At 50.6% G+C, this 13,870-nt stretch carries 12 protein-coding genes; 2 read left to right on the top strand and 10 right to left on the bottom strand.

Going from position 1 to position 13,870, the window contains the following annotated elements; all coding sequences use genetic code 11:
- On the bottom strand, positions 1–897 hold the full coding sequence (gene yhaJ, locus FTE26_RS01865; protein WP_001041010.1) for a DNA-binding transcriptional regulator YhaJ: 897 nt from the start codon (positions 895–897) through the stop codon (positions 1–3).
- Positions 898–1,001: 104 nt separating this feature from the next.
- Here yhaJ and FTE26_RS01860 point away from each other — a divergent pair, with 104 nt between their 5' ends.
- Positions 1,002–1,703: a pirin family protein gene (locus FTE26_RS01860; RefSeq protein ID WP_000633577.1), complete on the top strand. Its 702-nt coding sequence runs from the start codon at positions 1,002–1,004 to the stop codon at positions 1,701–1,703.
- A 22-nt stretch (positions 1,704–1,725) separates the two neighbouring features.
- On the top strand, positions 1,726–1,890 hold the full coding sequence (gene yhaL, locus FTE26_RS01855; protein WP_001295544.1) for a protein YhaL: 165 nt from the start codon (positions 1,726–1,728) through the stop codon (positions 1,888–1,890).
- Between the two features lie 211 nt (positions 1,891–2,101).
- On the opposite strand, the gene cyuA is transcribed toward yhaL, so the two are convergent.
- The 9 genes from cyuA to tdcA form a co-directional block, all read right to left on the bottom strand.
- Positions 2,102–3,412, bottom strand: a complete 1,311-nt coding sequence (gene cyuA, locus FTE26_RS01850; RefSeq protein ID WP_000460519.1) for a cysteine desulfidase — start codon at positions 3,410–3,412, stop codon at positions 2,102–2,104.
- Between the two features lie 27 nt (positions 3,413–3,439).
- Positions 3,440–4,771 carry an amino acid permease gene (locus tag FTE26_RS01845; RefSeq protein WP_000401598.1) on the bottom strand — a complete coding sequence of 444 codons (1,332 nt, stop codon included), beginning with the start codon at positions 4,769–4,771 and terminating at the stop codon, positions 3,440–3,442.
- A gap of 274 nt (positions 4,772–5,045) precedes the next feature.
- Positions 5,046–6,410 (bottom strand): L-serine ammonia-lyase, encoded by a 1,365-nt coding sequence (gene tdcG / locus FTE26_RS01840; protein ID WP_000622101.1) that lies wholly within the window; start codon positions 6,408–6,410, stop codon positions 5,046–5,048.
- A gap of 71 nt (positions 6,411–6,481) precedes the next feature.
- Positions 6,482–6,871, bottom strand: coding sequence for an enamine/imine deaminase (locus FTE26_RS01835; RefSeq protein WP_000719990.1), 390 nt, complete (start codon positions 6,869–6,871; stop codon positions 6,482–6,484).
- A gap of 13 nt (positions 6,872–6,884) precedes the next feature.
- Entirely contained in the window at positions 6,885–9,179 is a 2,295-nt protein-coding gene (gene tdcE, locus FTE26_RS01830) for a 2-ketobutyrate formate-lyase/pyruvate formate-lyase (RefSeq protein WP_000861734.1), read from the bottom strand.
- Positions 9,180–9,212: 33 nt separating this feature from the next.
- Positions 9,213–10,421, bottom strand: coding sequence for a propionate kinase (tdcD, locus tag FTE26_RS01825; protein ID WP_001297162.1), 1,209 nt, complete (start codon positions 10,419–10,421; stop codon positions 9,213–9,215).
- Between the two features lie 25 nt (positions 10,422–10,446).
- Positions 10,447–11,778 carry a threonine/serine transporter TdcC gene (gene tdcC / locus FTE26_RS01820; RefSeq protein WP_000107720.1) on the bottom strand — a complete coding sequence of 444 codons (1,332 nt, stop codon included), beginning with the start codon at positions 11,776–11,778 and terminating at the stop codon, positions 10,447–10,449.
- 21 nt (positions 11,779–11,799) lie between these two features.
- On the bottom strand, positions 11,800–12,789 hold the full coding sequence (gene tdcB, locus FTE26_RS01815; RefSeq protein ID WP_000548347.1) for a bifunctional threonine ammonia-lyase/L-serine ammonia-lyase TdcB: 990 nt from the start codon (positions 12,787–12,789) through the stop codon (positions 11,800–11,802).
- 98 nt (positions 12,790–12,887) lie between these two features.
- A complete protein-coding gene (tdcA, locus tag FTE26_RS01810; RefSeq protein WP_272457446.1) occupies positions 12,888–13,793 on the bottom strand; it encodes a transcriptional regulator TdcA in 906 nt (301 codons plus the stop codon).
- Between the last annotated feature and the right edge of the window lie 77 nt (positions 13,794–13,870).

The raw sequence follows: 13,870 nt of genomic DNA, 5'->3' as shown, positions 1-13,870 counted from the left end.
TTATTTTCCGCTAAAAAGTTTGGGAATTTCCCGCAGACACCAGGATTTCGCTTCCCCCATACTGTCACGACGCCAGGCCATAATAATATCGATCTCGCTGGTCGATTCCGGGCTGACGACACGCAACCGCCCTTCCGCAATATCTTTTTCGACCATCGGATACGGCATCGTCGCCACGCCAAGCCCCGCCAGTAATGCCTGACGTTTATCTTCAATCGTGCTCACCGTTAAGCGCGGCTGTTTGTCCAGCAGCTGTACGGTCAACACCGGGCGCTCACGAGCGGTATCCGCTACCGCAATTCCACGATATTTCACGCGCGTCACTTCAGATAACGGTTCCGGCTCCTGATGAATCGGGTGATCAGGCGCGGCAACGTAGACGTTCATTAAGGTATAGAGCTTGCGCGAGTTGATCTCCGACGAGGAACGAAAATGCATATCCGGCGCGATAACGATATCCGCCCGCCCCTGCTCCAGTCGTTCCCACGCCCCCGCCAGCACTTCGGTGATGATTGCCAGTTGGGTATTGGCTTTTGCCGCCAGTTTGTCGATTAACGGGAAAAAGGCAGGTGTCGGTACCAGCGCCTCGGTCACAATGGTGAGATGCGTTTCCCAACCGCGCGCGAGGGCTTCCGCATCGGTAGTCAGTTTATCTGCGGCTTCCAGCAAAACGCGCCCTCGCTCCAGCAACATCCTCCCGACATTGGTGAATTTGGTGCGATGGCCCGAGCGGTCAAACAGCACCACATCCAGCTCTTCTTCCAGTTTTTGCATGGTGTAGCTAAGTGCGGAAGGCACGCGTCCCAGCTCATCCGCCGCCGCCGCAAAACTGCCCCGGCGATCGATCGCATCCATAACCCGTAGTGCTTCCAGCGTTAATGCCCTTTCTTTGGCCATTTCGTTCTCATTCAGGAAATTTGAACATACCGGGCAGAATATCTGGCTAACAATGTAGCGTCCAGCCCCTTACCATAAAAGGAAGTAAAGAGAGGTCAAGAATTATGATTACTACCCGAACTGCCAGACAGTGTGGACAAGCAGACTACGGATGGTTGCAGGCCCGGTATACTTTTTCCTTTGGACACTACTTCGACCCGAAATTGTTAGGCTATGCCTCCCTGCGTGTGCTTAACCAGGAAGTGCTGGCCCCAGGTGCCGCCTTTCAGCCGCGAACCTATCCCAAAGTCGATATTTTAAATGTGATTCTGGATGGAGAAGCAGAGTATCGCGACAGCGAAGGCAATCATGTTCAGGCCAGCGCCGGTGAGGCGTTGCTGCTCTCTACCCAGCCGGGTGTCAGCTACAGCGAACACAATCTCAGCAAAGACAAACCGTTAACACGAATGCAGCTTTGGCTGGACGCCTGCCCGCAGCGAGAGAATCCGCTGATTCAAAAACTGGCGCTTAATATGGGCAAGCAGCAATTAATCGCCTCGCCAGAGGGTACGATGGGAAGCCTGCAATTACGCCAGCAAGTGTGGCTGCACCATATCGTGCTCGACAAAGGCGAAAGTGCGAATTTCCAGTTGCATGGGCCACGCGCGTATTTGCAATCGATTCACGGGAAATTTCATGCGCTTACGCATCATGAAGAGAAAGCGGCGCTGACCTGCGGTGATGGGGCGTTTATTCGTGACGAGGCTAACATTACGCTGGTTGCCGATTCCCCACTGCGCGCTTTGCTGATAGATTTGCCTGTCTAGTTGTTTTTACAGGGAGATGATGATGAGTAAAAAATCGGCCAAAAAGCGCCAGCCAGTGAAGCCCGTGGTGGCGAAAGAACCTGCTCGCACCGCCAAAAATTTTGGCTATGAAGAGATGTTGAGCGAGCTGGAAGCCATCGTCGCGGATGCTGAAACGCGTTTAGCCGAGGATGAAGCTACCGCGTAAAGACAGGTTGCCGGATGCGGCGAAAACGCCTTATCCGGCCTACAAAATCCAACAACATTAACGAATTAAACAACCCGTAGGCCGGATAAGATGCGCCAGCATCGCATCCGGCATCAGGTACAAAACACAACAACATCAACAAGTTGAGCACCCCGTAGGCCGGATAAGGTGCGCCAGCATCGCATCCGGCACGATACCCAAAACCTGGCGTTTATCTGGCCTTGCTCGCCATAATCTCGATAATCTGCCGATCCGTTTGCTGCATCGAATGGCTTGCTAACGCACACAGGTTGGCAATCGACTGCTCAACATCATGCGCCACGATCCCTTCATTGCCGGTCACGGCGGTATCATCCAGCGCCATTAACACCGCTTTCCACGCAGCCGAAGCACTGGTCGAAACCTTCATCGCGCAGCTGTTCGACGCACCATCGCAAATCATGCCGCTGACATCGCCGATCATACTGCTGATCGCCATCGAGATGGTTTCATAACGCCCATCCACCAGCCATGCCATCCCGGCGGCGGCCCCCATTGCTGCGGTCGTTGCGGCACACAGCGCAGACAAACGCGGTAACTGGTTATGGATGTAAATTGCGCTCAAATGAGAAAGCATCAGCGCACGCGCCAGCCGTTCATCATCCGCTCCGAAGTGTTCTGCTACCACCACCACAGGCATTGTTGCGGTGATCCCCTGGTTACCCGAGCCGGAGTTACTCATAGCCGGAAGCGTAGCGCCGCCCATACGCGCATCGGATGCCGCGCTGGTACGAATCACAATGGATGAAGAGAGATCTTTCGCCAGCAAACCGCGCTCGCACTGTTTTTCCAGCGTCGCGCCAATATGCAGCCCCCACTTACCGCTCAAACCTTCCTGCGATAACGCACAATTTAGCTTCGCGGAATCGAGAATAAAGCGGATCGCCGCAAACGGGACTTCATTGACGAACTTCAGGATCTCAGCCAGCGTCGTTCTGGAAAGCACCGTCAGCGGAGACTCTTGCTCGCCCTCTGCCACACACGCCTGCTGGGTAAACACCACACCATTGTGCGTCTCAATATGCACAATGTTGGTATGCCCGCCGACGATGGTGACACACGCCCACTTCTCACCGTTCCAGACTTTGGCGCGTGAGAAGAGGATTTCATTGCAAGGTTCCTGGATCTTAACGGAGACTTTCCCCGCCGCCAGCAGTGCTTTGGCATCGGCAATTGCCTGCGCAGTTGCGTCTTTCAGCACTTCCAGCCCTGCGTTGGCATTTCCACCTAACGCCCCCAGCGCCGCCGCAATCGGCAGCCCCACCATTCCCGTGCCGGGAACGGTGACGCCCAGACCGTTCTTCATCAGATTTGGCGAAACCCAGGCTTCTACACGTTCAACCGGACCTTCCAGTTCTGCCGCAGCAACCGCCGCCGCCAGCGCCAGTGAAATCGGTTCAGTACATCCCAGCGCCGGTTTTACTTCCTCCTGAACGGCGAGGATGTAACGCTGCCATAACGGATTTAAAGTCGAATCAAACATATTAAAAACCTTAAAATTTCAGGTAAATCAAGAAAATGCCAGGAACGGAGAAACACAAAGCAACAAACCAGTGACGATAATCAGGTACAGAGACATCCCTTTGTATTTGTGCAATGCCGGTACTTTGTAAACCAGCCACGCCGGGATCAGGCACCCTACCATGCCGAAAATCGGGCTACAGATAGAGGTGAAGCTCAACACCGGTGCGTTCAGTACGATGGCGCTCCAGGCCAGCAAAATGGCGAAAATCATGATGCCGCGCTGAACAAGATTTTCGTTAATCTTCTCGGCAGGCATCTTGCGACGCAGGATGTTCATTACGATCCCTTGCGTTGCTTCGCGAAAGCCTAAATAGACGCCAAAGAATGCAGTCATGACAGCAAAGATATTGAGAATGACGCTGACCACTTTCACCCACGCTGCGCCGTCACCGCTAATAAACTGTGCGGCAATCGCCAGCGCGGAAATATTCTGCTCATAGGCTTTTACCGCTTCGTCATGTCCCATCGCCAGCGTGAACGACACGGCGTAGAAAAAGACGGTGACAAACAAAATGCCAAACGCGATATTCATTGCCCGCAATGCTTTATGCCGCGCCACTTCAATTGATTTTTCCCGCGAGCGATAAGAGATCACCATCGGGCTTAACGTCTGGATAAACAGAATCGACGTCAGGGTAAACGGCAGCGTAATAATGGCGTTTTTCACCAGCAGCCCCAGCGGCGGTAGCGAACCGACGTTATACAGATGCCACATTCCCACCATCGACACGCCCAGCGCCGCGACCACCAGCAGCTTGGTCAGCACCATGCCGGTCGAAATTTTGAATAACAATTTCTCGCCGCGTGAAGAGATCGCCACCAGAATGCAAATCAGTACCAGACCATAAAAGGGACTGTCTGACAGCAACCCTTCCGTCACGCCGAAGGTATGCAGATAGGAAGCACTATCGTTGGTGATGGCGGTGGAATAGACGAACATCCAAATCACCAGCATTACGAAATAGAGCGCACCTAACAGGATGCCCCAGTTTTTACCTAAATAACCGCTAATGACACTCGGGTAATCTTTACATTCTGGTGATTCTGCCAGCGTATTAATAAACAACCGCTGAAACAGATACATTGCCGGGTAACCAATCACCGATGAGAGCAAAAATACCCACAATCCCATCAAACCGACCTGCACCGGGAGAAAAACAATCCCCGCGCCAATCGCCATCCCGATACTCATAATCACCCAGCCGGTGTCAGTACTGTCGAATTTGATCGCTTCTCGCCACTCGCTCTCACTCATTCCAGCACGACCCGCCGGGGTCGAAGCGTCTGCAATGACGCCTTTATTCGATGCAATTTCCATAATTTCTCGCTCAATATTTTGTAGGGCTTATTATTTTTTTCCGAGCCGCATCAAGGCGATATGCGGTCTACGTTTTTGCAGGCGAGTTATTAGAATAAAGAAATGATACGCGCGAGGTCAGAGAAAATCTTCACAATCAAGACTTTGAAATAACGGAGATGGATAAGAATTTTCTACTAAATTAATCGCAAGAGAATATTCATTCTCTATTTGCGGCAGATCACAAAAAAAAGGTGCACATTTGTGCACCCAAGGATGAAAGCTGACAGCAATGTCAGCCGCAGACCACTTTAATGGCCAGTCCTCCGCGTGATGTTTCGCGGTATTTATCGTTCATATCTTTGCCGGTTTCATACATCGTCTCGATCACTTTATCGAGTGAAACACGCGGTGCCGAGGTGCGGCGCATCGCCATCCGCGCGGCGTTTACTGCTTTCACGGCATTAATGGCATTACGTTCAATGCACGGGATTTGTACCTGTCCGGCAACCGGATCGCAGGTCAGCCCAAGGTTATGCTCCATCGCGATTTCCGCCGCATTGCATACCTGCGCCGGACTGCCGCCCAGTAGTTCAGTTAACCCTGCCGCCGCCATTGAACAGGCCACGCCAATCTCCCCCTGACAGCCGACCTCCGCGCCAGAGATGGAGGCGTTCATTTTATACAGCGCGCCAATAGCCCCCGCTGCCAGAAAATAGCGGGCAATTGACCGCTCGTTTACCGGACGACGGAACTTATCGTAATAAGCCAGCACTGCCGGAATAATGCCGCACGCACCGTTAGTCGGTGCCGTTACCACGCGCCCGCCAGCTGCGTTTTCTTCACTAACCGCCAGCGCGTACATGTTGATCCAGTCGATGACATTCATCGGATCGTTAGAGATGTTATCGCTAGAAACCAGCTGACGACGCAGCGCTACGGCACGACGCGGCACATTGAGCGGACCAGGCAGCACGCCTTCAGTGTTCATCCCGCGTTCAATACCGTCATGCATCACTTGCCAGATACGGGCAAACCCTGCGTCAATTTCCGCTTTACTGCGCAGCGCTAGCTCGTTGTGCATCATCAGGCCAGATATAGACAGGCCGTTGTAATCACACATTTTCAGCAGTTCACCTGCTGAGTGGAAATCGTAAGGTACGGACGTTTCGACATCGTGCGACAGGCCGAAGTGTTCTTCTTCGACAATAAACCCGCCGCCGACAGAGTAATAGGTTTTACTTAATAGCGCTTCCTGTCCCTTCCAGGCAGTGATCCGCATTCCGTTCTCATGGCGAGGCAACATTTCGAGATGGAAGATAATGTTCTTTGCTACAGGAAAATCAACAATATGCGCACCAGATGCCACTGGCAGCCGCCCGCTGCGCGTTACTAACTCTATAAATGCAGGGATCTCATCAATGACAACATCCTGCGGACTGTTTCCTGCCAGTCCCATGATAATGGCGACATCCGTGGCATGGCCTTTGCCCGTCAGTGACAACGACCCATACAGATCGACCACAATATGGCTCGTCGCGGTTAATAAGCCGCTACTTTCCAGCCGATCAATAAAACTTTTTCCGGCATTCATTGGCCCCACGGTATGCGAACTGGAGGGACCAATCCCAATTTTGAAAATATCGAATGCACTAATCATATCCACACCCTCGGATTGCCGTTCAGTGAAGTGGAGCGGAACGACCTTGCGACCGTCCCGCTCACGAGGCTTTACGCACTACGTACTGCGATAGCTTCAATTTCCAGCTTCACATCTTTCGGCAAACGCGCAACCTGCACACAGCTCCGGGTCGGGTAGGTCGCCTGATGCTCATCGAAGAACTGCTTATAGACTTCATTGATGGTGGCAAAATCATTCAGATCGGTGATGAACACGGTCATCTTGATGATATCGCCCACGCTCAGCCCGGCAGCAACCACGATCGCTTTGACGTTTTCGAGGCTTAAACGCGCCTGATCTTGCACATCAGCCGGGATCTCACCGGTCTGCGGGCAAACCGGAATTTGCCCGGAGGTGAAGACCATGCTGCCTAAATCAACGCCCTGAACATAAGGGCCGATTGCGCCTGGGGCACGTTGCGTTTCGATAATCTTTTTCATACATCCTCCGGCGTCAGAGCGCCTGGGTAAAAGTACGTGAAATAACATCCTGTTGCTGTTCACGGGTCAGTGCGTTGAAGCGCACGGCGTAGCCAGAGACACGGATTGTCAGGTTAGGATATTTTTCCGGGTGCTCGATGGCATCCAGCAGCATTTCCCGATTCATTACGTTGACGTTGAGGTGTTGACCGCCTTCGACATCCGCTTCGTGGTGGAAATACCCATCCAGCAGGCCGACAAGGTTGGTTTTACGTACTGGATCTTCTTTGCCCAGCGCCGCAGGAACGATTGAGAAGGTGTACGAGATCCCATCTTTGGCGTAGGTGAACGGCAGTTTCGCCACCGACGTCAATGAGGCCACGGCACCTTTGCGGTCACGACCATGCATCGGGTTAGCGCCCGGCGCGAACGGTGTTCCGGCGCGACGACCGTCCGGCGTATTACCGGTTTTCTGGCCGTACACCACGTTAGAAGTGATAGTCAGAATCGACTGGGTAGGGACGGCGTTGCGATAGGTTGGCAGCGCTTTAATTTTCTTCATAAAGCGTTCAACCAGGTCGCAGGCAATGCTGTCTACGCGCTCGTCGTTGTTGCCGTACTGCGGATATTCACCGTCGATTTCAAAGTCCACCGCCAGGCCGTTTTCGTCACGGATTGGTTTCACGCGGGCATATTTGATGGCAGACAGGGAGTCCGTCGCCACCGACAGGCCCGCGATGCCGCATGCCATAGTGCGATAGACATCACGATCGTGCAGCGCCATCAGCGAAGCTTCGTAGCTGTACTTGTCGTGCATGTAGTGAATGATATTCAGCGCGCTGATGTACTGCACCGCCAGCCAGTCCATGAAGTGATCGAGGCTGTCCATCACTTTGTCGTAATCCAGCACGTCGTCCATCAGCGGTGCTGTTTTCGGCCCGACCTGAATCTTCAGCTTCTCGTCCACCCCGCCGTTAATTGCGTAGAGCAGCGTTTTCGCCAGGTTAGCGCGTGCACCAAAGAACTGCATTTGCTTACCAATCACCATTGGGCTGACGCAGCAGGCAATCGCGTAATCGTCGCTGTTGAAGTCAGTACGCATCAGATCGTCATTTTCATACTGCAAGGAAGAGGTGACGATCGACACCTGCGCGGCATATTTTTTGAAGGCAATCGGTAATTCTTCCGACCAAAGAATGGTCAGGTTAGGTTCCGGTGCCGGCCCCATAGTGTGCAGGGTGTGCAAATAGCGGAAGGAGTTTTTGGTCACCAGCGTACGACCGTCCAGCCCCATCCCGCCGATCACTTCCGTCGCCCAGATTGGGTCGCCGGAGAACAGCGAATCAAATTCCGGTGTACGCAGGAAGCGTACCATACGGATCTTCATGATGAAGTGATCGATCAGTTCCTGTGCCTGCTGCTCATTGAGTACGCCAGCTTTAAAGTCGCGCTCAATGTAGATATCGAGGAACGATGCCGTGCGGCCCAGCGACATCGCGCCGCCATTTTGCGATTTCACTGCCGCCAGATAAGCGAAGTAGAGCCACTGCACCGCTTCCTGCGCATTCTGCGCCGGGCGAGAGATATCAAAGCCATATTTCGCCGCCATTTCCTGAATCTGCAACAGCGCATGACGATGCTCTGCCAGCTCCTCACGCAGACGGATGGTGGCTTCCAGATCCTCGCCTTTTTCCAGACGAGACTGGAGATCGGCAAATTGCAGTTCGCGTTCACGTACCAGATAACTGATGCCATACAGCGCTACGCGGCGATAGTCACCGATAATGCGCCCACGGCCATAGCCATCTGGTAAACCGGTCAGCACGCCAGATTTACGGCAGCGCAGCATATCCGGTGAGTAAACATCAAATACGCCCTGGTTATGGGTTTTACGCAGATCGGTAAACAGATATTCAAATTCACTGTCCATTTCTCGGCCATAGGCGTGGAATGAACTTTTAATCATATTAATGCCACCGAACGGGTGTAGCGCACGTTTCAACGGCGCATCCGTTTGCAGGCCAACAATTTTTTCCAGCGGCTGGTTAATATATCCCGCATCATGAGCGGTAATTGTGGTGGCAATATTGGTATCGAAATCAACCGGCGCGTGGGTTGCATTTTCGATACGGATGCCTTCCATTACTTTTTCCCACAATTCCGTGGTGGCAGGCGTCGCTTCGGCGAGGAAAGATTCATCGCCTTCATACGGTGTATAGTTATGTTGAATAAAATCGCGGACATTAATTTCGTTTTTCCAGTCCGTACCTTTAAAGCCAAGCCATGCGTCGGCGTACAGCTTATCGCTGGTATCAATATCTACCTTCATGAAAAATAATCTCTCTACAATACTTCAACTAAATTATGCAAATTCTGCGGGCGCGTTAACTTTGCCTAAATGAATGGCATCCAAAGCAATCATTTTTTCTTCGTTAGTCGGAATAACGGCACAAATGACACGCGCATTTTCACTGGAAACAATTCGCTCACCACAGGAGTTAGAGCGATTATTCATTTCTGTATCAATCTCTACGCCTAATACAGCCAAATGTTCCATGACCAGACGACGAATTAAGCTTGAATTCTCTCCTATTCCGCCGGTGAATATAATTCCATCCAGGCGACGTAATGAAGCTGCGTGTCCGGCAATATGACGGGCAATTCGGTGAACAAAGGTTTTAATTGCCAGTTGCGCGCGTTCGTGACCTTCATGCCAGGCTTTTTCCAGAACACGTAAATCCGAAGAAAGACCGGAAATACCTAATAATCCCGACTCTTTATTCACTACGCGTTCCAGGTCACCCAGGCTCTGGTTGGTTTGGCTGGCGACCCAGGACATCGCACCAAAGTCGACATCGCCACTGCGGGTACCCATCATCAAGCCTTCCAGCGGCGTCATTCCCATTGAAGTATCAACACTCTGACCGTTGCGAACCGCGCAGATTGACGCGCCATTGCCAAGATGCGCCACAACCAGGCCGGAGTCATCTTCCGCCAGATTCAGCAGCGAATGTGCGCGCTGGGAAACATAGCGGTGCGACGTGCCGTGGAAACCATAACGGCGTACACCTAACTCTTCATAATATTTCCACGGCAGGCCGTATAAATAAGCTTCCGGAGCCATCGTCTGGTGGAAACTGGTATCAAATACCGCCACCTGAGTTACGCCCGGAAATAATTGCTGCGCCGATTCAATACCACTTAAATTGGCGTAATTATGCAGGGGTGCCAGTGGAGAAACGCGACGGATATTATCAATGACTTCATCGGTAATAATGGCGGACTCGGTAAAAATACTGCCGCCGTGAGCGATGCGGTGGCCAATTAAGGCCACACTGTCATTTAAATTCCGTTTTTCCAGTTCAAATGCAATTGCCTTCAATGCACCTTCGTAGCTGTGGTGAGCCAGCGGTGCTGGCTCTCCCCCATTTACGGATAAGAATGCATTTTCCGAGTTAATACCGTCGGCAATACCTGACATTAATACTTCACAGTCGCTGGCATCGAGTACGGAAAACTTAATCGAAGACGAACCACAGTTAATAACCAAAACAACCGGAAATTCATTCATCTCTTTTCTCATCCTGAGTTACGGATTAAAACAGTTTGTATACGATGTTCAGGATGGTCAGCAGACCAATCACGGTAACAAACACGTTATCCAGACGACCACGGTATTTCGCCAGAGACGGCGCTTTACGGATGGCATACATCGGCAACAGGCACAGCAGGGATGCGATAATCGGTGCGCCCATGGCTTCAATAAGGTCGAGGATGTTCGGGTTGGCGTAGGCAACAACCCAGGTGGAGCCCATGATGAAGATCATGCTGATAGTGTTCAGTTTACCCAGCGACACTTTAGTTTTGTCGCCTTTATAACCGAACTTCAGAATCAGACCATTCAAGCCTTCCAGCGTCCCCAGATAGTGACCGAAGAAAGATTTGAAGATAGCCACGAGTGCGATGATGGAAGCCGCATATTCCAGTGTAATCGCGAACGTTGTTTTGGTACCGGTCATGGACGCAAAGTGGTTAGCCAGATAAGAAAGCACTGGAATATTCTGCGCTTTGGCTTCCGCCATGTTGGCCGGAGACAGCGTAAACAGGCAGCTAAAGGCAAAGAACATCACCACTGCAACCATCAGCATGCTGGCACGAGAAATGATTTGGGAACATTTACGTTCGGTGAAGTCGCGACCGAAGTCTTTCTCATACTCTTCACGTTTAGAAACCACGAAGGAAGAGACGATTGGCGAGAAGTTAAAGGAGAAAACCATGATGGAAATCCCCAGCCAGACAGTGATCAGGATACCGTCATGACCGGTTAACGACAGCGAACCGAGGTCAACCTGGTCGATAACTGCAGAGTTCCAGTAAGGGATCAGCGACAGAGAAATCAGCACCAGGCTGGCGATAAACGGCCATACCAGGTAGCTCATCACTTTAACCATCAGATCCTTACCAAACCAGATGACGAAAGCCATCAGCAGCAACAGGAACAGCGCCACAAAGCCGCGATTCAGCGGTGCAAATCCGAGCTGGTTTTCCCAGAACGTCATAAAGGTATTGGTAATAGTAACGCCATAAATCCACAGCAGTGGGCAAATCGCGAAGAAGTACAGGAACGTGATAACCACGCCGCCAGTTTTACCAAAATGCTCTTCCACCGTTTCCGTAATGTTGCCGGAAGGGTTAGAGCCAGAAAGACACAGACGCGCCAGCGCCCGGTGGCAATAAAATGCGATGGGGTATGCCAATACCAACATCAGAAGAATCGGGATCAGTCCGCCAAAACCTGCGCGGATAGGGAAGAACAGCACCCCGGCGCCGATTGCCGTACCAAACAAGCCTAACGTCCATGTGGTATCTGATTTACGCCAGGACGATTGTTTTGTCTGGCTGGATACAATGCTATCTGAAGTACTCATATCCTATCCTCAACGAATTAATTAAGCGTCAACGAAACCGGTGATTTGAGAGACGCGAGAAAGATCGATATTGCCGCCGGAAATAATACTGACGGTTTTTCTGTTTTGAATATATTGGTCTAATTTACCGCTTAATAATGCAGCACATGCCAGAGCGCCTGCGCCTTCGGTGACGACTTTATTGCGCTGAATTAAGGCAATCATACTGTTTCTGATTTCGTCTTCGCTGACCAGCACGATGTCATCGACTAATTCACGAACGATTTCGTAAGTTAAATTACCCGGGCGGGAGACATCACAACCATCCGCCAGGGTGCCGGTAGTTCGGTGCGTGGTTATTTCTCCGGAGTGGAAAGAAGCCGCCATGCCGTGAACGTTTTCTGACTGTACGCCAATAACACGAATGGTCGGGTTAATAGATTTAATTGCCACCGCAATACCAGCAATTAAACCACCACCACCAATTGGCACAATCACGTTATCGACATCATAGAGATCTTCCATAATTTCCAGACCAATCGTTCCCTGGCCAGCAATCACTTTCGGATCATCGTAAGGTGGGATAAAAATACGACCTTCCATTTCGACAATTTCGCTCACTTTAGCGATAGTGTCGTTGAAATTATCACCATGCAGAACGACTTCTGCGGAGTAGTCGCACGTTGCCGCTACTTTGGATTTTGGCGCACCTTTTGGCATCACCACTTTACCGTCGATACCCAGCATCGCGCAGGAGAGCGAAACCCCTTGCGCATGGTTGCCCGCAGAACAGGCCACTACACCTTTACGTTTTTCCGCATCAGTCAGTGAACTTAATTTATTAAATGCGCCACGAATTTTAAATGAACCCGTACGCTGCATATTTTCAAACTTCAGGAATATTTCACCTTTGCAACGTTCACTAAAATAGTTTGAGCGAGGCATGCCTGTTTTATAAATTCGCCCAGCCAGTCGTTGTTTCGCTTCAATAATGTCATCAATAGCAACCGGCAGATCGTATGTAATATGCATTATAAAACCTCTTCGCCTGAATTAAATATGTAGGTAACCGTAACCGACACCTGCAAAACAGACAGGTGGATTATTTATGTTTAAATAAAAACAAATAACTAACCAACTTCTATTAATTGCCTTCGTCTACACCCATTATAAGATGAATACTCTTTGGCTAATTCCACCAAAACCGATGCTGCTTTTTTAATACGATAATTTTTCGACCATACCGCGGCATATTGTGCCACAGGTAATGTTTCTTCAACCGGAATAGTAATAAATTGATTTGAACCAAAAGGTGACGTCATATCACAAGGAATTACAGTTAAGAAATCAGCATTGAGAACAAGATTATAAATTGTCACGACTGAGTCGGTTTTAACGATGTTTTCAATACTGATGCCATTTCTTTGTAACGTAGTAAGAAGCTCGCTGTAGTACCCCATATTGGTTTGTGGCAACACCCACTGTTCGTTCTTCAACGACTCCAGCGTGGTGGTGCCGGTGCATGTTCGGGACTTACTGGCTACCAACACAAACTCGGACTCGAACAGCGGCTCAACATGTAAATCCTGAAGCTTCATTTCTGCACTTAACGTACCAATCGCAAAATCCAGTCGACCGTCGCGGATTGCCGGTAAGAACGAAGACAGTTGCGCTTCATACATAGAAACCTGCGCTTTCGGGAACACCTCTTTGAACTTGTTGATCATCCCTGACATAAAAGTAAAACCAATCAATGAAGGAAAACCAAATGAGACTTCCACCACCGCCTCAGAAGACATACCGCTTATCTCATTAACCATATTTTTCATTTCACGGGTAATGGATTCGGAACGGGAGAGTAACAATTGACCGGCAGGTGTTAATGTTACACCGGTATTTTTCCGCACCACTAATTCCACACCAAAATAATCTTCAATATCGTTAATGATTTTACTGACGGCTGGTTGAGTTAACCCTAATTCTTTTGCAGCCGAGCCGATAGAGCCACTTCTAATGACTTCCTGAAAGACGGTAATGGTGCCAACTTACTGATTTAGTGTATGATGGTGTTTTTGAGGTGCTCCCGTGGCTTCCATCTCCATCAGTTGTCCCT

The sequence above is a fragment of the Escherichia sp. S10b genome (assembly GCF_028421345.1).
In the GTDB taxonomy this organism is placed as follows: domain Bacteria; phylum Pseudomonadota; class Gammaproteobacteria; order Enterobacterales; family Enterobacteriaceae; genus ECMA0423.
This window is presented reverse-complemented; position numbering and strand designations above follow the sequence as displayed.